Origin of the sequence: Serratia sp. Nf2 (assembly GCF_003028435.1) — a bacterium.
Lineage (GTDB): Bacteria > Pseudomonadota > Gammaproteobacteria > Enterobacterales > Enterobacteriaceae > Serratia > Serratia marcescens_L.
In genome coordinates, this window is record NZ_PYTW01000002.1 from 138,789 (window position 1) to 158,799 (window position 20,011).

Below are 20,011 nucleotides of genomic sequence, written 5' to 3' on the forward strand. Positions count from 1 at the left end.
ACCCGCTTCAGTAGGCAGTTTATAAAAACGCCTGCTTGATGAGTGTGAAGCATTTGGCATGCGGTGAGGCCGCAAGGATACGGGTACTACTATGTACGAAGCTCTTCTGGTAATTTTCCTGCTGATTTCAATCGGGCTGGTTGCTCTGATTATGTTGCAGCAAGGTAAAGGCGCTGACATGGGAGCCTCTTTCGGAGCAGGTGCATCAGGCACATTGTTCGGTTCGAGTGGTTCCGGTAACTTTATGACCCGCATGACTGCTGTGCTGGCGACGCTGTTCTTCGTCATCAGCCTGATTCTGGGCAACCTCAGCAGCAACCAAAGCAAGAAAGGCAGCGAGTGGGAAAACCTGGGTCAGCCAGTGAAAACTGAGCAGACAACCGCGCCGGCAGCACCTGCCAAGCCGAGCAGCGACATCCCGCAGTAAGCCGCAAAAAAGTTTGTAAACGGTGGTTGTGAACTCGAAAAAACAACGGCCGTTAGCAGTAAGAATCAGTACCGAGGTGGTGGAATTGGTAGACACGCTACCTTGAGGTGGTAGTGCCCTAACGGGCTTGTGGGTTCGAGTCCCATCCTCGGTACCAAATCCCAGAGATAACTTGCAATTTTGCGATTATCGGCGTAGTATTTGCCACGTTTTCGGACGCGGGGTGGAGCAGCCTGGTAGCTCGTCGGGCTCATAACCCGAAGGTCGTCGGTTCAAATCCGGCCCCCGCAACCACTTTCCTTTAAGTGTTTATTTTCAAATACACTTTTCGATTGAAATCCGCTTTTCTCGATCAACATTTGAAAATGACACTTGCTCGAAAGTTGTACCGAGGCCGCCTAGCGGCAAACAGGGTCCAGTTGCATAAAGCCCCGATTTTTCGGGGTTTTTTGTTATTTGGCAACAGAATCACTGGGCTATTTAGCCCTTTTTTTATGTCTTGGGGGTGGGCTTGTCCACATTAGAGCAACAGTTAACAGAGATGCTTTCGGCACCGGTAGAAGCGTTGGGCTTTGAGCTTGTAGGCATCGAATTCATTCGTGCGCGCCAATCGACGCTCCGCATCTATATTGATAGTGATAACGGCATCAATGTTGATGATTGCGCTGATGTCAGCCACCAGGTCAGCGCTGTATTGGACGTCGAAGATCCAATCACGGTCGCTTACAACTTGGAAGTCTCCTCTCCTGGCCTTGATCGCCCGATGTTCACCGCAGAACACTATACGCGTTACCTCGGTGAAGAAGTCAGCCTGGTCCTGCGCATGGCGGTACAGAACCGTCGCAAGTGGCAGGGTATTATCAAGTCTGTCGAAGGCGAGATGATCACGGTTACTGTGGAAGGGAAAGATGAAGTGTTCGCGCTGAGCAACATCCAGAAAGCGAACCTGGTACCCCACTTTTAAAGTTTGGAAGAGGCAACTAGGATGAACAAAGAGATTCTGGCTGTTGTTGAAGCAGTTTCCAATGAAAAATCCCTTCCGCGCGAGAAGATTTTCGAAGCGCTGGAAACTGCATTAGCCACCGCAACCAAGAAAAAATACGAGCAGGAAATCGACGTGCGCGTCAGCATTGACCGCAGAACCGGCGATTTCGACACCTTCCGCCGTTGGGTCGCCGTAGACGAGGTGACTCAGCCAACGCGTGAAATCACGCTGGAAGCCGCTCAGTTTGAAGATCCGAGCATCGAGCTCGGCGGCTACGTCGAAGATCAGATCGAATCCGTGACCTTTGACCGTATCACCACCCAAACCGCCAAGCAGGTTATCGTGCAGAAAGTGCGTGAAGCCGAGCGTGCGATGGTGGTCGACGCTTTCCGTGAGCACGAAGGTGAGATCGTCACCGGCGTGGTGAAGAAAGTGAACCGTGACAGCATCGCGCTGGATCTGGGCAACAACGCTGAAGCGGTGATTGGCCGTGAAGACATGCTGCCGCGCGAAAACTTCCGTCCGGGCGACCGCATTCGCGGCGTACTGTACGCCGTGCGTCCTGAAGCTCGCGGCGCGCAGCTGTTTGTCAGCCGTTCCAGCTCGGAAATGCTGAAAGAACTGTTCCGCATCGAAGTGCCGGAAATCGGCGAAGAAGTGATCGAAATTAAAGCGGCAGCCCGCGATCCAGGCTCCCGCGCGAAAATTGCAGTGAAAACCAACGACAAGCGCATCGACCCGGTCGGCGCCTGCGTAGGTATGCGCGGTGCGCGCGTTCAGGCCGTGTCGAGCGAGCTCGGCGGCGAACGCATCGACATCATCCTGTGGGATGATAACCCAGCGCAATTCGTCATCAACGCCATGGCGCCGGCCGACGTCGCGTCGATCGTGGTAGATGAAGATAACTGCACCATGGATATCGCCGTTGAAGCCAGCAACCTGGCACAGGCGATCGGCCGTAATGGCCAAAACGTGCGTTTGGCTTCCCAGCTGCTGAAACAACACCGCGGCGACGATCGTTGGGAACTGAACGTGATGACGGCGGACGACCTGCAGGCCAAGCACCAGGCCGAGGCTCATGCCGCTATTGATACCTTCACCAAGTATCTTGATATCGACGAAGATTTCGCCACCGTACTGGTTGAAGAAGGCTTCTCCACGCTGGAAGAGCTGGCCTACGTGCCGATCAAAGAGCTGTTGGAAATCGACGGTCTGGATGAAGATACGGTTGAAGCATTGCGCGAACGCGCCAAAGCTGCATTGACCACGCTGGCCCTGGCACAAGAAGAAAGCCTGGGCGACAACAAACCAGCCGACGATTTGCTCAACCTGCCGGGTCTTGAGCGCAGCATGGCCTTTAAACTGGCCGCGCGTGGGGTTTGTACGCTGGAAGATCTTGCCGAGCAGGGTGTTGACGATCTGGCTGATATTGAAGGGCTTAGCGACGAGCAAGCCGGTGAGCTGATCATGGCTGCACGCAATATCTGTTGGTTTGGCGACAACGCGTAATAACTGTAGCAGGAAGGAACAGCATGACGACAGATGTAACCGTAAAATCGCTGGCAGCAGAGATTCAGACTCCGGTTGATCGCCTGGTACAGCAGTTTGCTGATGCAGGGATCAACAAGTCCGAGTCGGACTCTGTTACCCAGCAAGAAAAAGAAACATTGCTGGCGCACCTGAACCGTGAACACGGCAGCGCGCCGGGTAAACTCACTTTGCAGCGCAAAACGCGCAGCACCTTGAATATCCCGAGCACCGGCGGTAAAAGTAAATCGGTGCAAATTGAGGTCCGCAAGAAACGCACTTATGTAAATCGCGATACGCAGGAAGCCCAGTTGGCTGAAGCGGCAGAGCAGGCACAGCGTGAAGCGGAAGAGCAGGCACGGCGCGAAGCGGAAGAGCTCGTAAAACGCGAAGCGGAAGCGAAGCGCGCAGCCGAAGAGCAAGCCAAACGTGAGGCCGCGGAGATTGCTAAGCGTAATTCAGCGGAAAAAGAAAAAGTGACCAATCAACATACCGACGAAATGACCAAGCCAGCTCAGGCGGAAAAAGCACGCCGTGAAGCCGAAGCCGCGGAACTGAAACGCAAAGCGGAAGAGGAAGTGCGCCGCAAGGTTGAAGAGGAAGCCAAGCGCGTGGCGGAAGAAGCCCGCCGCATGGCCGAAGAGAACGGCGAGAAGTGGGCCCAGGCAGACGCGGCAAGCGCCGCGGTTGAAAGCGCCGACTATCACGTGACCACCTCTCAGCACGCCCGTGCCGCTGAAGACGAAAACGACGCCAAAGTTGAAGGCGATCGTCGCAGCCGCACCCGCGGCGGCAAAGCCACCAAGCAGAAGAAAGGCAACAAGCTGTCCGAGTCCAAAGCGGATCGTGAAGAGGCGCGTGCCGTTACCCGTGGCGGTAAAGGCAAACGCAAGCCTAGCGCTCTGCAGCAGGGCTTCAACAAGCCGGCGCAGGTGGTTAACCGTGACGTGGTGATCGGCGAAACCATCACCGTGGCCGAGCTGGCCAACAAGATGGCGGTAAAAGGTTCTCAGGTCATCAAAGTGATGATGAAGCTGGGCGCCATGGCCACCATCAACCAGGTTATCGACCAGGAAACCGCACAGCTGGTTGCCGAAGAGATGGGCCACAAAGTTATCCTGCGCCGTGAAAACGAGCTGGAAGAAGCGCTGATGAGCGACCGTGACACGGGCGCTGCGGCCGAGCCGCGCGCGCCGGTCGTGACCATCATGGGCCACGTTGACCACGGTAAAACCTCTCTGCTGGACTACATCCGCTCCACCAAAGTGGCGGCGGGCGAAGCCGGCGGCATTACCCAGCACATCGGTGCCTACCACGTAGAAACCGAGAACGGCATGATCACCTTCCTGGATACCCCGGGCCACGCCGCGTTTACCTCGATGCGTGCTCGCGGTGCTCAGGCGACTGACATCGTGGTTCTGGTGGTGGCGGCCGACGACGGCGTGATGCCACAGACCATCGAAGCTATCCAGCACGCGAAAGCGGCGCAGGTGCCGTTGGTGGTTGCGGTGAACAAAATCGACAAGCCGGAAGCCGATCCGGACCGCGTTAAGCAGGAACTGTCTCAGTACGGCGTTATGCCGGAAGAGTGGGGCGGCGAAGCGCAGTTCGTCCACGTGTCCGCGAAAGCCGGTACCGGTATCGACGAGCTGCTGCAGGCTATCCTGCTGCAGGCCGAAGTTCTGGAACTGAAAGCAGTTCGCAGCGGCATGGCGAGCGGCGTGGTGATCGAGTCCTTCCTGGATAAAGGCCGTGGCCCTGTGGCTACCGTGCTGGTTCAGGAAGGTACGCTGAACAAGGGCGATATCGTTCTGTGTGGCTTCGAATACGGCCGTGTGCGTGCGATGCGCGACGAATTGGGCCGTGACGTGACCTCCGCCGGTCCGTCTATCCCTGTGGAAATCCTTGGTCTGTCCAGCGTGCCTGCAGCGGGTGACGAAGCGACCGTGGTGCGTGATGAGAAGAAAGCGCGTGAAGTGGCGCTGTACCGTCAGGGCAAATTCCGCGAAGTCAAACTGGCGCGTCAGCAGAAGTCCAAGCTGGAAAACATGTTCGCCAACATGACCGACGGCGAAGTGTCCGAGCTGAACATCGTACTGAAGTCCGACGTACAGGGTTCTTGCGAAGCGATCAGCGACTCGCTGCTGAAACTCTCCACCGACGAAGTGAAGGTGAAGATTGTCGGCTCCGGCGTAGGTGGTATCACCGAAACCGACGCGACGCTGGCTGCGGCATCCAACGCCATCATCCTGGGCTTCAACGTGCGTGCCGACGCTTCTGCGCGCCGCGTAATCGAAGCGGAAAGCCTGGATCTGCGTTACTACTCCGTGATCTATAACCTGATCGACGAAGTGAAGCAGGCGATGAGCGGTATGCTGGCGCCGGAATACAAGCAGCAGATCATCGGCCTGGCCGAAGTGCGCGACGTGTTCAAATCGCCTAAGTTCGGTGCTATCGCCGGCTGTATGGTTACCGAAGGGACCATCAAGCGTCACAACCCAATCCGTGTACTGCGCGACAACGTGGTTATCTATGAAGGCGAGCTGGAATCCCTGCGCCGCTTCAAGGATGACGTTAACGAAGTCCGTAACGGCATGGAATGTGGTATCGGCGTTAAGAACTATAACGACGTGCGCGTCGGCGACATGATCGAAGTGTTCGAAATCATTGAGATCCAACGCACCATCGCTTAACGATTGCACATCTGCTTATATCTGTTTACGGGGGGCCTTTGTGCCCCCCGATTTGTCTGGAGAATCCAAAATGGCAAAAGAATTCAGCCGCGGTCAACGCGTGGCGCAAGAGATGCAGAAAGAGATTGCGATCATTCTGCAGCGTGAAGTGAAAGATCCGCGCGTCGGCATGGCGACCGTTTCCGGCGTGGAAGTGTCCCGTGACCTGGCGTATGCCAAGGTTTACGTCACCTTCCTGAACGTGCTGACCGAGAACCACGATCCGGATCTGGTCACCAACGGCATTAAAGCGTTGCAGGACGCTTCCGGTTACATCCGCACCCTGCTGGGCAAAGCGATGCGCCTGCGCGTGGTGCCGGAGTTGACCTTCGCCTACGACAACTCCCTGGTGGAAGGCATGCGCATGTCCAACCTGGTGACCAACGTGGTGAAGAACGACGCCGAGCGCCGTTCCGCCTCAGGCGATGACAAGGAGGATTAATGAGTCGCCCTCGTCGCCGCGGCCGTGATATCCACGGCGTGCTGTTGCTGGACAAGCCACAGGGTTTGTCGTCCAACGATGCGCTGCAAAAAGTAAAACGCCTGTACAACGCCAACCGGGCGGGCCATACCGGCGCGCTCGATCCGTTGGCGACCGGCATGCTGCCTATCTGCCTGGGCGAAGCGACCAAGTTTTCGCAATACCTGCTCGATTCCGACAAGCGTTATCGGGTGATCGCCAAGCTGGGGCAGCGTACCGATACCTCCGACGCCGACGGCCAGATCGTGCAGGAGCGCCCGGTGAATTTCACTCAGGCGCAGCTCGATGCGGCGCTGGACACCTTCCGCGGTGATATCCAGCAGGTGCCGTCGATGTATTCGGCGCTGAAATACCAGGGCAAGAAACTCTACGAGTATGCGCGCCAGGGCATTGAAGTGCCGCGCGAAGCGCGCAGCATCACGGTGTACGAGCTGCAGTTTATCCGCTGGGAAGGGGATGAGCTGGAGCTGGAGATCCACTGCTCGAAAGGCACCTACATCCGCACCATCACCGACGATCTCGGCGAGCTGCTGGGCTGCGGCGCGCACGTGATCTATCTGCGCCGCCTGCAGGTGGCGACTTACCCGATCGCGCGCATGGTGACGCTGGAACAGCTGAACGCCTTGCTGGCGCAGGCGCAGGAACAGGCGATCGCGCCCGGCGAGCTGCTCGATCCGCTGCTGATGCCGATGGACAGCCCGGTTGAGAACTATCCGGAAGTGAATTTGCTGCCGGTGGTAGCGGGCTACGTCAAGCAGGGGCAACCGGTGCAAGTGGCCGGCGCGCCGGCTTCCGGCCTGGTGCGCATCACCGAGGGTGAAGAGCGAAAATTCATCGGCGTTGGCGACATCGCCGAGGATGGTCGCGTGGCGCCGCGCCGCCTGGTGGTCGAGCATTTCGACTGACGGCGGGGCACTGCGTCGCCTTGCGATCGCACTGCGCTAAGAGTAGAATGGCGCAGCTTATGCATTGGGTTGCTGAATTAGAGATCGGCGCCTGTTTTTATTATCTATAATCTGGAGTATTACAATGTCTCTAAGTGTTGAAGCTAAAGCTCAAATCGTAGCTGATTTCGGTCGTGGTACTAACGACAGCGGTTCTACCGAAGTTCAGGTTGCCCTGCTGACTGCGCAGATCAACCATCTGCAAGGCCACTTCTCCGAGCACAAAAAAGATCACCACAGCCGTCGTGGTCTGCTGCGTATGGTTTCTCAGCGTCGTAAGCTGCTGGACTACCTGAAGCGTAAAGATGTAGCACGTTACACCAGCCTGATCGAGCGTCTGGGTCTGCGTCGCTAATCTAGCAAGTTTCAGTGGAAAGGGGCCTATTTTGGCCCCTTTCTTCTAGGAAGCATAAGCAAATCAGGTTAATGTATTACTGATGTTTCCAAACAGGTTCTTCCGTTACAGAGGTTCGCGCGGCTAATGAGAGGCTTTATCTCCCGCCTGAGATAAGGATTGTCATTAGTCGCGAGGATGTAGTGAGAAGGCAAATCGAGTCACAGGCGTGTCGAGTCGTCAATGCGATTGCGCGCCGCTAATCAAGGATATAATTTTGCTGACACCGATCATTCGCAAATTCCAGTATGGCCAGCATACCGTCACCATCGAAACCGGTATGATGGCTCGTCAGGCCACCGCCGCCGTTATGGTGAGCATGGATGACACCGCCGTATTCGTTACCGTCGTTGGCCAGAAAAAAGCCAAGCCGGGCCAGAGCTTCTTCCCGCTGACCGTTAACTACCAAGAGCGTACTTACGCCGCCGGCCGTATCCCAGGCAGCTTCTTCCGTCGCGAAGGCCGTCCGAGCGAAGGCGAGACGCTGACTTCCCGTCTGATTGACCGTCCGATCCGCCCACTGTTCCCGGACAGCTTCCTGAACGAAGTTCAGGTGATCGCGACCGTGGTTTCCGTTAACCCGCAGGTGAACCCGGACATCGTTGCGATGATCGGCGCCTCTGCCGCCCTGAGCCTGTCCGGCATTCCGTTCAACGGCCCGATCGGCGCAGCGCGCGTAGGTTACATCAACGATCAGTACGTGCTGAACCCGACGACTGACGAGCTGAAAGAAAGCCGTCTGGACCTGGTGGTTGCCGGTACTGCCGGCGCGGTGCTGATGGTTGAATCCGAAGCGGAAGTGCTGAGCGAAGATCAGATGCTGGGCGCCGTGGTGTTCGGCCACGACCAGCAGCAAGTGGTTATTGAAAACATCAACTCCCTGGTTGCCGAAGCCGGTAAGCCGAAGTGGGATTGGCAGGCCCCAGCGGTCAACGAAGCGCTGCACGCGCGCGTGGCTGAACTGGCTGAAGCTCGCCTGGGCGACGCTTACCACATCACCGAAAAACAAGAGCGTTACGCTCAGGTTGACGCGATCAAAGACAGCGTTGTTGAAACCCTGCTGGCGCAGGACGAAACGCTGGACGCCGGCGAAATCCAGGATATCCTGGGCAACGTCGAGAAGAACGTGGTGCGTAGCCGCGTACTGCGTGGCGAGCCGCGTATCGACGGCCGTGAAAAAGACATGATCCGTGGCCTGGACGTGCGCACCGGCGTACTGCCGCGCACCCACGGTTCCGCGCTGTTCACCCGTGGTGAAACTCAGGCGCTGGTTACCGCGACCCTGGGCACCGCGCGCGACGCGCAGAACCTGGACGAGCTGATGGGCGAGAAGACCGACAGCTTCCTGTTCCACTACAACTTCCCTCCGTACTCCGTAGGCGAAACCGGCATGGTCGGTTCTCCTAAGCGTCGTGAAATCGGTCACGGTCGCCTGGCGAAACGCGGCGTATTGGCTATGATGCCTAAACCGGAAGATTTCCCGTACACGGTTCGCGTAGTGTCTGAAATCACCGAATCCAACGGTTCTTCTTCCATGGCTTCCGTGTGCGGCGCGTCTCTGGCGCTGATGGACGCCGGTGTGCCAATCAAGGCTGCCGTTGCGGGTATCGCGATGGGCCTGGTGAAAGAAGCCGATAACTTTGTGGTTCTGTCAGACATTCTGGGTGACGAAGATCACCTGGGTGACATGGACTTTAAAGTGGCCGGTAGCCGCGACGGTATCACCGCGCTGCAGATGGACATTAAAATCGAAGGCATCACCCGCGAAATCATGCAGGTGGCTCTGAACCAGGCCAAGGGCGCGCGTCTGCACATCCTGGGCGTGATGGAACAGGCTATCAGCTCCCCGCGCGGCGATATCTCCGAATTCGCACCGCGTATTCATACTATCCGCATCAACCCGGATAAAATCAAAGACGTGATCGGTAAGGGCGGTTCCGTTATCCGCGCGCTGACCGAAGAGACTGGCACTACCATCGAAATCGAAGATGATGGTACAGTTAAAATCGCTGCGACCGACGGTGAGAAGGCGAAATTCGCTATCCGTCGTATCGAAGAGATCACGGCAGAGATCGAAGTGGGCCGTATCTACCAGGGTAAAGTGACCCGTATCGTTGATTTCGGCGCATTCGTCGCCATCGGCGGTGGTAAAGAAGGTCTGGTACACATTTCTCAGATCGCCGACAAGCGCGTCGAGAAAGTGACCGACTATCTGCAGATGGGTCAGGAAGTGCCGGTTAAGGTACTGGAAGTTGACCGTCAGGGCCGCGTGCGTCTGAGCATCAAAGAAGCGATGGCGCCAGAAGCGGGTTCACCTGCGCCTGAAGCAGAATAACTGTATAGATAGTTTTACAGCTCCCCGCCACGGGGTTGGGAGCTGTTCGTATCGCGCGGGTAGGATGCCCGCGTATTAGCAAACGGAGGACAGGACGTTCATCCAATGTTTGTCTTCGGGAGTGGGAAATGAAGCCTTTCTTGCGCTGGTGTTACGTTGCGACAGCACTCATGCTGGCAGGATGCAGCAACCATGATTGGCGTAAAGACGAAGTTTTGGCAATCCCGTTGCAGCCTACGTTGCAGCAGGAAGTGATCCTGGCGCGCATGGAACAAATTCTTGCCAGTCGGGCACTGACGGACGACGAACGCGCACAGCTTTTATATGAGCGCGGTGTGCTGTATGATAGCCTCGGGTTACGTGCATTAGCGCGCAATGATTTCTCGCAGGCGCTGGCGATACGTCCCGACATGCCGGAAGTTTTCAACTACCTGGGCATTTACTTAACGCAGGCAGGCAATTTTGATGCTGCCTATGAAGCGTTTGATTCTGTACTAGAGCTTGATCCAACTTACAATTACGCGCGTTTAAACCGGGGCATCGCACTGTATTATGGCGGCCGCTTCCCGTTGGCGCAGGATGATCTGCAGGCGTTTTATCAAGACGACCCAAACGATCCCTTCCGTTCGTTATGGCTGTATCTGGTGGAGCGAGAAATCGATCCCAAGAAGGCCGAGGTAGCGCTTCAGCAGCGCTATGACAAAGCGGACAGAGGGCAATGGGGATGGAATATTGTCGAATTCTACCTGGGCAAGATCAGCGAAAAAACGCTGATGGAACGCCTCAAGGCAGATGCAACGGATAACACTTCGCTCGCTGAGCATCTCAGTGAAACTGACTTCTATTTGGGTAAACACTACCTGAGTCTGGGGGACAAGGACACCGCTTCGGCGCTGTTCAAACTGACGGTGTCTAACAACGTTCACAACTTCGTTGAGCACCGCTATGCATTGTTGGAATTGGCGCTTTTGGGCCAAGAGCAAGACGACCTATCGGAATCGGACCAGCAATAGCTGACGAACACCAATCAGCCTGATGAACATTGGTTTTTAACCAAAGTTATCGCCTTAACGGGTGAGGGCTTTTTTGTTCGTTTTATAATCTAATTTGAGCCGGTTCACACTTTTCAATGAAAATGACTGAAAATTTTCTCGACGAGTTATGTAGACTGGCTGCCATTATTAATGAGGCACGTGTACATGACGACTGAGTTTGAAACCTCTTTTGCTGATCTGGGGCTGTCTGCTCCAATCATTTCCGCCCTGAACGATCTGGGCTATGAAAAACCATCTCCGATCCAGGCTGAGTGTATTCCTCACCTGTTGAACGGCCGCGACGTGCTGGGCATGGCACAGACCGGTAGTGGTAAAACTGCAGCGTTCTCGCTGCCGCTGCTGCACAACCTGCAGGCAGACCTGAAAGCACCTCAGATCCTGGTGCTGGCACCGACCCGCGAACTGGCGGTTCAGGTTGCCGAAGCGATGACCGATTTCTCCAAACACATGAACGGCGTCAACGTGGTAGCCCTTTACGGCGGCCAGCGTTACGACGTGCAGCTGCGCGCTCTGCGTCAGGGCCCGCAAATCGTTGTGGGTACCCCAGGCCGTCTGCTGGACCACCTGAAGCGCGGCACCCTGAACCTCTCCAACCTGAGCGGTCTGGTGCTGGATGAAGCCGACGAAATGCTGCGCATGGGCTTTATCGAAGACGTAGAAACCATCATGGCTGAGATCCCGGCTGAACATCAGACTGCGCTGTTCTCTGCCACCATGCCAGAAGCGATCCGTCGCATCACCCGCCGCTTCATGAAAGAGCCGCAGGAAGTGCGCATCCAGTCCAGCGTGACCACCCGTCCGGACATCAGCCAGAGCTACTGGTCGGTGTACGGCATGCGTAAAAACGAAGCGCTGGTGCGTTTCCTGGAAGCTGAAGACTTTGACGCGGCGATCATCTTCGTCCGTACCAAGAACGCGACCCTGGAAGTGGCCGAAGCGCTGGAGCGCAGTGGTTACAGCAGCGCCGCGCTGAACGGCGACATGAACCAGGCGCTGCGTGAGCAGACCCTGGAGCGCCTGAAAGACGGTCGTCTGGATATCCTGATCGCGACCGACGTTGCGGCCCGTGGCCTGGACGTTGAGCGCATCAGCCTGGTTGTTAACTACGACATCCCGATGGACTCCGAGTCTTACGTTCACCGTATCGGCCGTACCGGTCGTGCGGGCCGCGCCGGCCGCGCGCTGCTGTTCGTGGAAAACCGCGAACGCCGCCTGCTGCGCAACATCGAACGCACCATGAAGCTGACCATCCCGGAAGTGGAACTGCCGAACGCAGAACTGCTGGGCGAGCGTCGTCTGGCCAAGTTCGCCGCGAAAGTTCAGCAGCAGCTGGAAAGCAGCGATCTGGATCTGTACCGCGCACTGCTGACCAAACTGCAGCCGGAAGAAGAGCTGGATATGGAAACCCTGGCCGCAGCGCTGCTGAAAATGGCACAGGGTGAACGTCCGCTGATCCTGCCGCCGGATCCGGTCTTCAAACCGCGCCAGCGCCGCGAGTTCAACGACCGTGACGATCGTCGCGGTGATCGTGGCGACCGTCGCGACAGCCGCGATAGCCGTGACGGCGACCGTCCGCGTCGCGAACGTCGTGACGTTGGCGAAATGCAGCTGTACCGCATCGAAGTGGGCCGTGACGATGGCGTAGAAGTCCGTCACATCGTTGGCGCGATCGCTAACGAAGGCGACATCAGCAGCCGTTACATCGGTAACATCAAGCTGTTCGCTTCCCACTCCACCATCGAGTTGCCAAAAGGCATGCCGGGCGAGATCCTGAATCACTTCACTCGCACTCGCATCCTGAACAAGCCGATGAACATGCAGCTGCTGGGCGATGCACAGCCGTTCGAACGTCGCGAGCGTCGTGACGGTGGCAACGGTGGCGAACGTCGCGGCAACGGTAACGGTCGTCCGTTCAACGGCGAACGTCGCGAAGGCGGCCCACGTCGTTCCTTCGGCGAACGTCGTGAAGGCGGTAACGGCGGCGAGCGTCGTGGCGGTAACTTCAACCGTGACGGCAAGCCGGCACCACGCCGTGATGACGCAGCACCTGCTGCACCTCGTCGTCGTTTCGGTGACGCGTAATTGCCGACTCATCGTTCGCGATGAATGAAGCGCTCTGAAAAACCAGCCTGCGGGCTGGTTTTTTTATGCCTGAAAGTTGCCGTCAAACGTCCCTGAATGGCGTATCATTCATAAGGTTTTTTCTTACGGATGATATGCACGGGAGATGCCATGAGTTGGCAGCAGTTCAAATCTCAATACCTGGTGCGCTTTTGGGCGCCGCTGCCGGCGGTGATCGCCGCCGGGATCCTTTCTACCTACTACTTCGGCATGACCGGCACCTTCTGGGCGGTGACCGGCGAGTTCACCCGCTGGGGCGGCCATGTGCTGCAGTGGTTCGGCCTGCACCCCGAGCAGTGGGGCTATTTCAAGGTTATCGGCCTGCAGGGCACGCCGCTGGAGCGCATCGACGGTCGCATGATCATCGGCATGTTCGCCGGCTGCATCGCTGCCGCGCTGTGGGCCAACAACATCAAGCTGCGCCAGCCGCAGCACCGCATTCGTATCGTGCAGGCGCTGCTGGGCGGCATCATCGCCGGTTTCGGCGCGCGCCTGGCGATGGGGTGCAACCTGGCGGCGTTTTTCACCGGTATTCCTCAGTTTTCGCTGCACGCCTGGTTCTTCGCGCTGGCGACCGCTGCAGGTTCGTACTTCGGCGCTAAATTCACGCTGCTGCCAATGTTCCGCATCCCGGTCAAATTGCAAAAGGTGAAGGCCGCCGCGCCGCTGACGCAGAAGCCTGAGCAGGCGCGCCGCCGCTTCCGTCTGGGCATGGCGGTCTTCGGCCTGGCGGTGGCCTGGTCGCTGTGGACGCTGTTCGATGCGCCGAAGCTCGGCATCGCCATGCTGTTCGGCATCGGCTTCGGTCTGCTGATCGAACGCGCGCAGATCTGCTTCACCTCGGCGTTCCGCGATCTGTGGATCACCGGCCGCACCCACATGGCGAAAGCCATCATCATCGGCATGGCGGTGAGCGCCATCGGCATATTCAGCTATGTGCAGCTCGGCGTGGCGCCGAAGATCATGTGGGCCGGCCCGAATGCGGTGCTGGGCGGCTTGCTGTTCGGCTTCGGCATCGTGCTGGCCGGCGGTTGCGAGACCGGCTGGATGTACCGCGCGGTGGAAGGGCAGGTGCACTACTGGTGGGTGGGGCTGGGCAACATCATCGGCGCCACGCTGCTGGCCTATTACTGGGACGATCTGGCGCCGGCGCTGGCGACCGACTACGACAAGATAAACCTGCTCGACACCTTCGGCCCGATCGGCGGCCTGCTGGTGACCTACCTGCTGCTGGCGCTGACTTTCGCCGCCATGCTGTGGTGGGAGAAACGCTTTTTCCGCGCCCGGCCTGAGGCGCAGGTGGTGAATTTGAGGAGCCTGCCATGAAAGAGACGACGATAGTGCCGGACTACCGGCTGGACATGCTGGGCGAGCCTTGCCCGTACCCGGCGGTGGCGACGCTGGAGGCGATGCCGCAGCTGAAGCCGGGGGAAATCCTGGAGGTGATCAGCGATTGTCCGCAGTCGATCAACAACATTCCGCTCGACGCGCGCAACCACGGCTATAAGGTGCTGGATATCCAGCAGGACGGGCCGACCATCCGCTATCTGATCCAGCGTTAACGCCGAGGCGGTGGAGCTCCCCACCGCCTTTTCGCGTTTTATCCCTTCACGATGTCGCCTTGCACCCCGGCGACAATCTCGAACGAACGCAGCCGCGCCTGATGATCGAAGATCTGGCCGTTGACCATGATCTCGTCGGCATCGGTTTCACGCAGCAGCGTTTGCAGCCCGTGGCGCACGGTTTTTTCATCGCCGACGATCGACATCCGTAGTGCCTGCTCGACGCCGTATTGCTCACCGGCGGTCCACAGCGCGTGGATGTTATCCACCGGCGGCGGCAGCGGGCCGGGCGAACCGCGGCGCAGGTTGATGAACTGCTGCTGCATCGAGCTGAACAGGAAGCGCGCATCGCTATCGCTGTCGGCGGCGATCACGTTGACGCACACCATGGCGTGCGGCTGTGCCAGCTGTTTGGACGGTTTGAAGTTCTCGCGGTACAGCTGGAGCGCCTGGAACAGCATATCCGGGGCGAAGTGCGAGGCGAAGGCGAACGGCAGGCCGAGCTGCGCCGCCAGCTGCGCGCTGTAGAGGCTGGAGCCGAGCAGCCAGAGCGGCACGTGCAGCCCCTGGCCCGGCACCGCCTGCACCGGCTGACCGGGCTGCGCGTCGCAGAAGTAGTTTTGCAGCTCCTGCACGTCGCGCGGGAAGGTATCCACATCGCCGGACAGGTGGCGGCGCAGCGCCATCATAGTGCGCTGATCGGTGCCGGGCGCGCGGCCCAGCCCCAGATCGATGCGGCCGGGATAGAGCGACTCCAGCGTACCGAACTGCTCGGCGATCACCAGCGGCGCATGGTTCGGCAGCATCACGCCGCCGGAGCCGAGGCGAATGCTCTGGGTGCCGGCGGCCAGATAGCCCAGCAGCACCGAGGTGGCGGCACTGCCGATGCCGGTCATGTTGTGATGCTCGGCCAGCCAGTAGCGCCGGTAGCCCCAGCGTTCGGCATGCTGCGCCAAATCCAGCGAACAGTGGAAAGCGTCGCGCGCTTTGGCCCCTTGCGGGATTGGCGATAAATCCAGTACCGACAGCGGTACGGCAGTGTTTTCAGTCATGACATCGTCCATCAGAGAGTGGATCGCTTAAAGGGCGATTGCAGGAGTCTGCATACCAAAAAGCCGAAAATGATGCTTTTTAGTGTTAAAAGCATAATCCAATTTATAGTTATAAAAGAGGAGATATGTGCTTGTGATATCCTCATGAGAGCAATGGTGTTTTTTGGAGCAATTTGAGACATGGAAATGATGATCCCCGCCCGCCGCTTACCGTTCCGGGAGCCGACATAATGAAAAAAAAGACGCTGTTTACCCTGTTGCTGATGATGGTGGCGATCGCATTGGCGATCTTGTTCCGCGCACACAATCAGGATCTGTTACTGCAGGGTGAAGTGGATGCCCCCGAAGTGATCGTCGCTTCCAAGGCGAAAGGCCGGGTGGTTGAACGCCTGATTGAACGCGGCGACGACGTGAAAAGCGGCCAGCTGATTATCCAGCTCGACAGCCCCGAACTGATGGCGCAGCTGCGTTCCGCGCAGGCCACGCGCGACGAGGCCAAGGCGCAGCTTGAGCTGTCGCTGCACGGCACCCGTGAAGAGAGCATCCGCAACCTGCGCGCCAACCTGGCGCAGGCCGAGGCGCAGTACCGCAATGCGCAAAACGACTACAACCGCAATCTGAGCGTGGCCGGCAAGGGCTATATCTCGAAGTCCGAGCTGGACGCTTCGCGCCGGGCGCGCGACACCGCTTTCCAGCAGGTGCAGGCCGCCAAGGCTAACCTGGATGAAGGCATTAACGGCGACCGCGTCGAGCAGCGGCAGCAATATGCGGCGGCGCTGCGGGCGGCGGAAGAGAACCTGCTGCAGATCCAGGCGCAGAGCGACGATCTGCAGGTGAAAGCGCCGGTGGACGGCGAAGTGGGGCCGATTCCGGCCGAAGTGGGCGAGCTGCTGAACGCCGGCAGCCCGCTGGTGACGCTGATCCGGGTACCGGATGCCTATTTCGTGTTTAACCTGCGCGAAGACATCCTGGCCCACGTGCGCAAAGGTGACAAGGTCAAGCTGCGGGTGCCGGCGCTGAAGGATAAAATGATCGACACCGAGGTGCGCTACATCGCGCCGCTGGGGGATTACGCCACCAAACGCGCCACCCGCGCCACCGGCGACTTCGACCTGAAAACCTTCGAAGTGCGCCTGTATCCGTCACAGCCGGTGGACGGCCTGCGTCCGGGGATGAGCACCTTATGGCAATGGAAAGAGTAAGGGCCGGCTGGCGCTGCTTCAGTCACGCGTTCGATAAAGAGTGCCGCGTCGCCTTTCGCAGCCCGGTAGTGCACTGGCTGAGCTGGATCTTTCCGCTGATCCTGTTTGGGCTGATCAGCAGCAACTTCTCCGAAGGCACGCTGCTCGATCTGCCGGTCTCGGTGGTGGACAGCGATCATAGCCCGCTCTCCAAATCGCTGACGCGGCGGCTGGACGCCGGGTCGCACGCCCACGTCGAGGCCTACGGCGGTGGGCTGCCGGAGTCGCTGAGCCGCCTGCGCAGCGCACAGGATTACGCGTTGCTGTACATCCCGCCGGACTTTGAGGCCAACGCGCTGTCGGGCAAACAGCCGAGCGTGGTGATGTACTACAATGCGCTGTTCTACGGCGCCGGGCTGTACTCCACCCAGGACTTTGGCGGCCTGATGAACGAAATCAACGCCAGCACCCGCAGCATCATCGCCACCGAGATGGGCAAAACGCTGCCGCCCTTGGCGGACGTGACGCTCTCCTACGGCAGCCTGTTCAACGCCAGCGGCAGCTATATCTATTACCAGCAGTTCGCCGCCACCATCCATTTGCTGCAGCTGTTCGCGGTGACCTGCATGATCTACGTGCTGGCGCGCAGCAAGTCGCTGCTGCAGGCCAAGCCGTTCAGCCTGGCGCTGCTCGGCAAGCTGGCGCCTTACACGCTGTGTTTCACCACCCTGCTGATGGTGGAGATCGCGGCGCTGGTGGGCATCTTTGACGCCCGCGTCAGCGGCAATCCGCTGTTTATGCTGATGATCGGCCTGTTTTACGTGATGGCGGCGCAGAGCATCGGCCTGCTGCTGTATACCTTTACCGGCAGCACTATCACCGCTTACAGCCTGATCGGTATTTTGGTCAGTATCGCGATGACCTTCTCCGGCATGGCGGTGCCTGAGCTGTCGATGCCGCTGCCGGCGCGTATCATTTCCAACATCGAGCCGCTGACCCACGCGCTGTACGCGATGTTCGACGTGTTCCTGCGGCAGGTGCACGCCAGCGCCATCTTCAGCGTGTGTGCGCTGCTGGCGGTCTATCCGCTGGTGGCCGCGCTGCTGGTGCGTAATCGCCTGCCGGCGCGGCTGGCAAAAGAGGGGAACGCCGGATGAAGCTCTATTGGCAAACCTTCGTTAAGGTGCTGCTCGGCATGCTCGAGCGGCCGGTGTGGCTGATGCTGATCCTGTCGCTGTGCATCATGAGCATGGTGTACGCCAATCGCACGGTGTGGGATCTGCCGGTGGGGGTGGTCGATCAGGATCACAGCACCGCCAGCCGGCAGCTGATCCGCCAGCTGGACGCCACCTCCAAGATCGCGATTGAAACCTACGACAGCCTGGAGCAGGCGCAGCGCGATCTCAGTTGGCGCAAGCTGTTTGCGGTGATCATCATGCCGGTGGATCTGGAGAAGAAGATCCTCAGCGGGCAGAACATCGTGGTGCCGGTGTACGGCGATGCCACCAACCGCCTGGCCAACGGCCAGATCCAACAGGACGTGGTGGCGGCCTACCAGCAGCTGCTGACGGAGTACAATAACGGCCTGCTGCTGCGCAGCGGCTTCAGCGAACGGCAGGCGCAGATACTGCTGACGCCGATACTGGGGCAAACGCTGGACGTGTTTAACCCCGGCATCAGCTTCGCGGCGATCATTTTCCCCGGCCTGCTGGTGATGCTGTTGCAGCACTCGCTGCTGATCGCCTGTATCCGCGTCAACATCGCCATGAAGAGCATGCCCGGCGGCAAGGCGCCGCTGGCGGCGCACCTCGGCGGGCTGACGGCGCTGCTGCCGATCTGGCTGTTCCTGTCGATCGTGCTGTTCGTGCTGTGGCCGTGGGTATTGGGCTATCGGCAGACGGCGAACATCGCCGAACTGCTGCTGCTGACCTTCCCGTTCCTGCTGGCGGTACTGGGGCTGGGCAAGCTGGTGACCGAGTGCCTGCGCAGCGTCGAAATGATCTACCTGACGTTGGCGTTCATCACCACGCCGATCTTCTACCTGTCCGGCACCATCTGGCCGCTGCAGTCGATGCCGGCCTGGGTGCGCGCCATCTCGTACAGCATTCCTTCCACCTGGGGCACCAAGGCGATCGCCGGCGTCAACCAGATGGGGCTGTCGCTGAACGAAGTGTGGGGCGACGTGATGATGATGCTGGTGCTCGGCGTGGTCTACACCCTGCTGGGCTTTGGCGTCGGCTTCTTGCGCAACAGCGTGGCGCTGCGCGGGATGTTCAGGAAGCGTCGGGCGAATTGATTGAAAACTCCCCTCCGTGAGGAGGGGAGCGAGGATCACCCCACCAACTCCAACCCCGCCACCCGGCGCCAGTAGCCGTTGCAGTCGGCGTGGTCGGTCAAGGCCAGCGGTTGCTCGCCGCGTTCGTTGGCGCGGAAGGCATCGATTTGCGCCAGCGTCTCGGCGCCCTGCGGCGACAGCCGCACGATGTCTACCAGTCCTTGCATGCTCGGCAGCTCGTTGCCGAGGTTGTAGCAGTAGCCGCTCATGGTCTGAATGCCGTTGAGCACGAACACCTGCTGTTGCTCCTGTGAGCGCATCATGCGGCCCTGCGGATACTTGATGCAGCAGGTTTCGCACTCGTCCTTGCCGCGGTTCTCCGAACGCGCGGTGAAGCAGCGCGCCGAGTAGGCCAGCGGCAGATGGCCGTAGCTCAACACCTCCACCTCGAAATCGTGGCGGAAGCCCAGCTCGTCGCACTGCGCCAGCAGGTTGGCCAGCCAGTCGCGCGACAGTTCGACCGGCATGCACCAGCGCATCATGCCCTGGCGGCGCAGCAGGCGCAGGGTATAGGCGTTGTAGCAGTTCAGCGCATGGCCGGCGACGAACGGCAAGCCGCGTTCCGCCGCCATGTTCACCGCGCCCAGATCGTTGGCTTCCAGCAGGAACTCGCCGTTCTCCACATAGCGTTTCAGCTCATTCAGTTCGGACGGCGCCTGCAGCAGCGCCAGCGTGGAGATCACCACCTGCTTGCCGCTGCGGGCGATCTCGCGCGCCAGCGCCAGCCAATCGCCGACCTTCATCTCGCGCCGCTTGGTGCAGACGCTCTCGCCGAGGTAAATGATGTCGGCGCTGCTCTCCGCCGCCTGTTGATAGAACGCCGCGATGTCGTTTTTCGGCCAGTAGTAGAGTACCGGCCCCAGTGCGTATTTCATGTTTC

The 20,011-nt window shown here is 59.0% G+C and carries 18 protein-coding genes and 2 tRNA genes; 18 read left to right on the forward strand and 2 right to left on the reverse strand.

Going from position 1 to position 20,011, the window contains the following annotated elements:
* Nucleotides 1–91: 91 nt before the first annotated feature.
* From secG to yedF, 15 genes are all read left to right on the forward strand, one after another.
* A complete protein-coding gene (gene secG / locus C9411_RS05690; protein WP_004933519.1) occupies nucleotides 92–427 on the forward strand; it encodes a preprotein translocase subunit SecG in 336 nt (111 codons plus the stop codon).
* Nucleotides 428–497: 70 nt separating this feature from the next.
* A tRNA-Leu gene (locus C9411_RS05695) sits at nucleotides 498–584 on the forward strand.
* A 60-nt stretch (nucleotides 585–644) separates the two neighbouring features.
* A tRNA-Met gene (locus C9411_RS05700) sits at nucleotides 645–721 on the forward strand.
* Nucleotides 722–938: 217 nt separating this feature from the next.
* Nucleotides 939–1,391 (forward strand): ribosome maturation factor RimP, encoded by a 453-nt coding sequence (rimP, locus tag C9411_RS05705; protein ID WP_004933515.1) that lies wholly within the window; start codon nucleotides 939–941, stop codon nucleotides 1,389–1,391.
* Nucleotides 1,392–1,412: 21 nt separating this feature from the next.
* Nucleotides 1,413–2,921: a transcription termination factor NusA gene (gene nusA / locus C9411_RS05710; RefSeq protein ID WP_019453340.1), complete on the forward strand. Its 1,509-nt coding sequence runs from the start codon at nucleotides 1,413–1,415 to the stop codon at nucleotides 2,919–2,921.
* Between the two features lie 23 nt (nucleotides 2,922–2,944).
* Complete coding sequence (infB, locus tag C9411_RS05715; RefSeq protein WP_063991605.1) at nucleotides 2,945–5,632, forward strand: translation initiation factor IF-2; 2,688 nt, start codon at nucleotides 2,945–2,947, stop codon at nucleotides 5,630–5,632.
* 70 nt (nucleotides 5,633–5,702) lie between these two features.
* Nucleotides 5,703–6,113: a 30S ribosome-binding factor RbfA gene (gene rbfA, locus C9411_RS05720; protein ID WP_004933508.1), complete on the forward strand. Its 411-nt coding sequence runs from the start codon at nucleotides 5,703–5,705 to the stop codon at nucleotides 6,111–6,113.
* Entirely contained in the window at nucleotides 6,113–7,057 is a 945-nt protein-coding gene (truB, locus tag C9411_RS05725; RefSeq protein ID WP_039567792.1) for a tRNA pseudouridine(55) synthase TruB, read from the forward strand. The genes rbfA and truB overlap by 1 nt, the downstream gene beginning before the upstream one ends.
* A gap of 124 nt (nucleotides 7,058–7,181) precedes the next feature.
* Entirely contained in the window at nucleotides 7,182–7,451 is a 270-nt protein-coding gene (rpsO, locus tag C9411_RS05730) for a 30S ribosomal protein S15 (RefSeq protein ID WP_004933502.1), read from the forward strand.
* 256 nt (nucleotides 7,452–7,707) lie between these two features.
* Complete coding sequence (gene pnp, locus C9411_RS05740) at nucleotides 7,708–9,825, forward strand: polyribonucleotide nucleotidyltransferase (protein WP_025305055.1); 2,118 nt, start codon at nucleotides 7,708–7,710, stop codon at nucleotides 9,823–9,825.
* A gap of 128 nt (nucleotides 9,826–9,953) precedes the next feature.
* On the forward strand, nucleotides 9,954–10,838 hold the full coding sequence (gene nlpI / locus C9411_RS05745; protein WP_004933495.1) for a lipoprotein NlpI: 885 nt from the start codon (nucleotides 9,954–9,956) through the stop codon (nucleotides 10,836–10,838).
* 122 nt (nucleotides 10,839–10,960) lie between these two features.
* Nucleotides 10,961–11,035, forward strand: coding sequence for a protein YrbN (gene yrbN / locus C9411_RS26170; RefSeq protein WP_223182019.1), 75 nt, complete (start codon nucleotides 10,961–10,963; stop codon nucleotides 11,033–11,035).
* The gene (locus tag C9411_RS05755) at nucleotides 11,025–12,962 is read left to right on the forward strand and encodes a DEAD/DEAH family ATP-dependent RNA helicase (protein WP_063991603.1); all 1,938 of its coding nucleotides are present in this window, start codon (nucleotides 11,025–11,027) and stop codon (nucleotides 12,960–12,962) included. The genes yrbN and C9411_RS05755 overlap by 11 nt, the downstream gene beginning before the upstream one ends.
* A gap of 150 nt (nucleotides 12,963–13,112) precedes the next feature.
* Entirely contained in the window at nucleotides 13,113–14,327 is a 1,215-nt protein-coding gene (gene yedE, locus C9411_RS05760; protein ID WP_107226639.1) for a selenium metabolism membrane protein YedE/FdhT, read from the forward strand.
* Nucleotides 14,324–14,563 (forward strand): sulfurtransferase-like selenium metabolism protein YedF, encoded by a 240-nt coding sequence (gene yedF / locus C9411_RS05765; RefSeq protein WP_004933486.1) that lies wholly within the window; start codon nucleotides 14,324–14,326, stop codon nucleotides 14,561–14,563. Before yedE ends, yedF begins: the two co-directional genes overlap by 4 nt.
* A 38-nt stretch (nucleotides 14,564–14,601) precedes the next feature.
* Here yedF and C9411_RS05770 read toward each other — a convergent pair whose 3' ends face one another.
* Complete coding sequence (locus C9411_RS05770) at nucleotides 14,602–15,615, reverse strand: luciferase-like monooxygenase (RefSeq protein ID WP_175089862.1); 1,014 nt, start codon at nucleotides 15,613–15,615, stop codon at nucleotides 14,602–14,604.
* 230 nt (nucleotides 15,616–15,845) lie between these two features.
* Here C9411_RS05770 and C9411_RS05775 point away from each other — a divergent pair, with 230 nt between their 5' ends.
* Genes C9411_RS05775 through C9411_RS05785 form a run of 3 tightly spaced genes read left to right on the forward strand, consistent with a single transcriptional unit; the run spans nucleotide 15,846 to nucleotide 19,092 of the window.
* A complete protein-coding gene (locus C9411_RS05775) occupies nucleotides 15,846–16,817 on the forward strand; it encodes an HlyD family secretion protein (protein WP_049277639.1) in 972 nt (323 codons plus the stop codon).
* Nucleotides 16,799–17,953 (forward strand): ABC transporter permease, encoded by a 1,155-nt coding sequence (locus C9411_RS05780; protein WP_060422719.1) that lies wholly within the window; start codon nucleotides 16,799–16,801, stop codon nucleotides 17,951–17,953. Before C9411_RS05775 ends, C9411_RS05780 begins: the two co-directional genes overlap by 19 nt.
* The gene (locus C9411_RS05785) at nucleotides 17,950–19,092 is read left to right on the forward strand and encodes an ABC transporter permease (RefSeq protein WP_107226641.1); all 1,143 of its coding nucleotides are present in this window, start codon (nucleotides 17,950–17,952) and stop codon (nucleotides 19,090–19,092) included. The genes C9411_RS05780 and C9411_RS05785 overlap by 4 nt, the downstream gene beginning before the upstream one ends.
* A 35-nt stretch (nucleotides 19,093–19,127) precedes the next feature.
* On the opposite strand, the gene C9411_RS05790 is transcribed toward C9411_RS05785, so the two are convergent.
* On the reverse strand, nucleotides 19,128–20,006 hold the full coding sequence (locus C9411_RS05790) for a U32 family peptidase (RefSeq protein ID WP_107226642.1): 879 nt from the start codon (nucleotides 20,004–20,006) through the stop codon (nucleotides 19,128–19,130).
* Nucleotides 20,007–20,011: the final 5 nt, after the last annotated feature.

Coding starts and splice junctions, on each gene's coding strand:
- C9411_RS05775 (WP_049277639.1), top strand. CDS start 15,846: ATGAAAAAAAAGACGCTGTTTACCCTGTTGCTGATGATGGTGGCGATC.
- yedF (WP_004933486.1), top strand. CDS start 14,324: ATGAAAGAGACGACGATAGTGCCGGACTACCGGCTGGACATGCTGGGC.
- C9411_RS05790 (WP_107226642.1), bottom strand. CDS start 20,006: ATGAAATACGCACTGGGGCCGGTACTCTACTACTGGCCGAAAAACGAC.
- nusA (WP_019453340.1), top strand. CDS start 1,413: ATGAACAAAGAGATTCTGGCTGTTGTTGAAGCAGTTTCCAATGAAAAA.
- nlpI (WP_004933495.1), top strand. CDS start 9,954: ATGAAGCCTTTCTTGCGCTGGTGTTACGTTGCGACAGCACTCATGCTG.
- rpsO (WP_004933502.1), top strand. CDS start 7,182: ATGTCTCTAAGTGTTGAAGCTAAAGCTCAAATCGTAGCTGATTTCGGT.
- C9411_RS05755 (WP_063991603.1), top strand. CDS start 11,025: ATGACGACTGAGTTTGAAACCTCTTTTGCTGATCTGGGGCTGTCTGCT.
- truB (WP_039567792.1), top strand. CDS start 6,113: ATGAGTCGCCCTCGTCGCCGCGGCCGTGATATCCACGGCGTGCTGTTG.
- secG (WP_004933519.1), top strand. CDS start 92: ATGTACGAAGCTCTTCTGGTAATTTTCCTGCTGATTTCAATCGGGCTG.
- C9411_RS05780 (WP_060422719.1), top strand. CDS start 16,799: ATGGCAATGGAAAGAGTAAGGGCCGGCTGGCGCTGCTTCAGTCACGCG.
- C9411_RS05770 (WP_175089862.1), bottom strand. CDS start 15,615: ATGACTGAAAACACTGCCGTACCGCTGTCGGTACTGGATTTATCGCCA.
- yedE (WP_107226639.1), top strand. CDS start 13,113: ATGAGTTGGCAGCAGTTCAAATCTCAATACCTGGTGCGCTTTTGGGCG.
- rbfA (WP_004933508.1), top strand. CDS start 5,703: ATGGCAAAAGAATTCAGCCGCGGTCAACGCGTGGCGCAAGAGATGCAG.
- C9411_RS05785 (WP_107226641.1), top strand. CDS start 17,950: ATGAAGCTCTATTGGCAAACCTTCGTTAAGGTGCTGCTCGGCATGCTC.
- infB (WP_063991605.1), top strand. CDS start 2,945: ATGACGACAGATGTAACCGTAAAATCGCTGGCAGCAGAGATTCAGACT.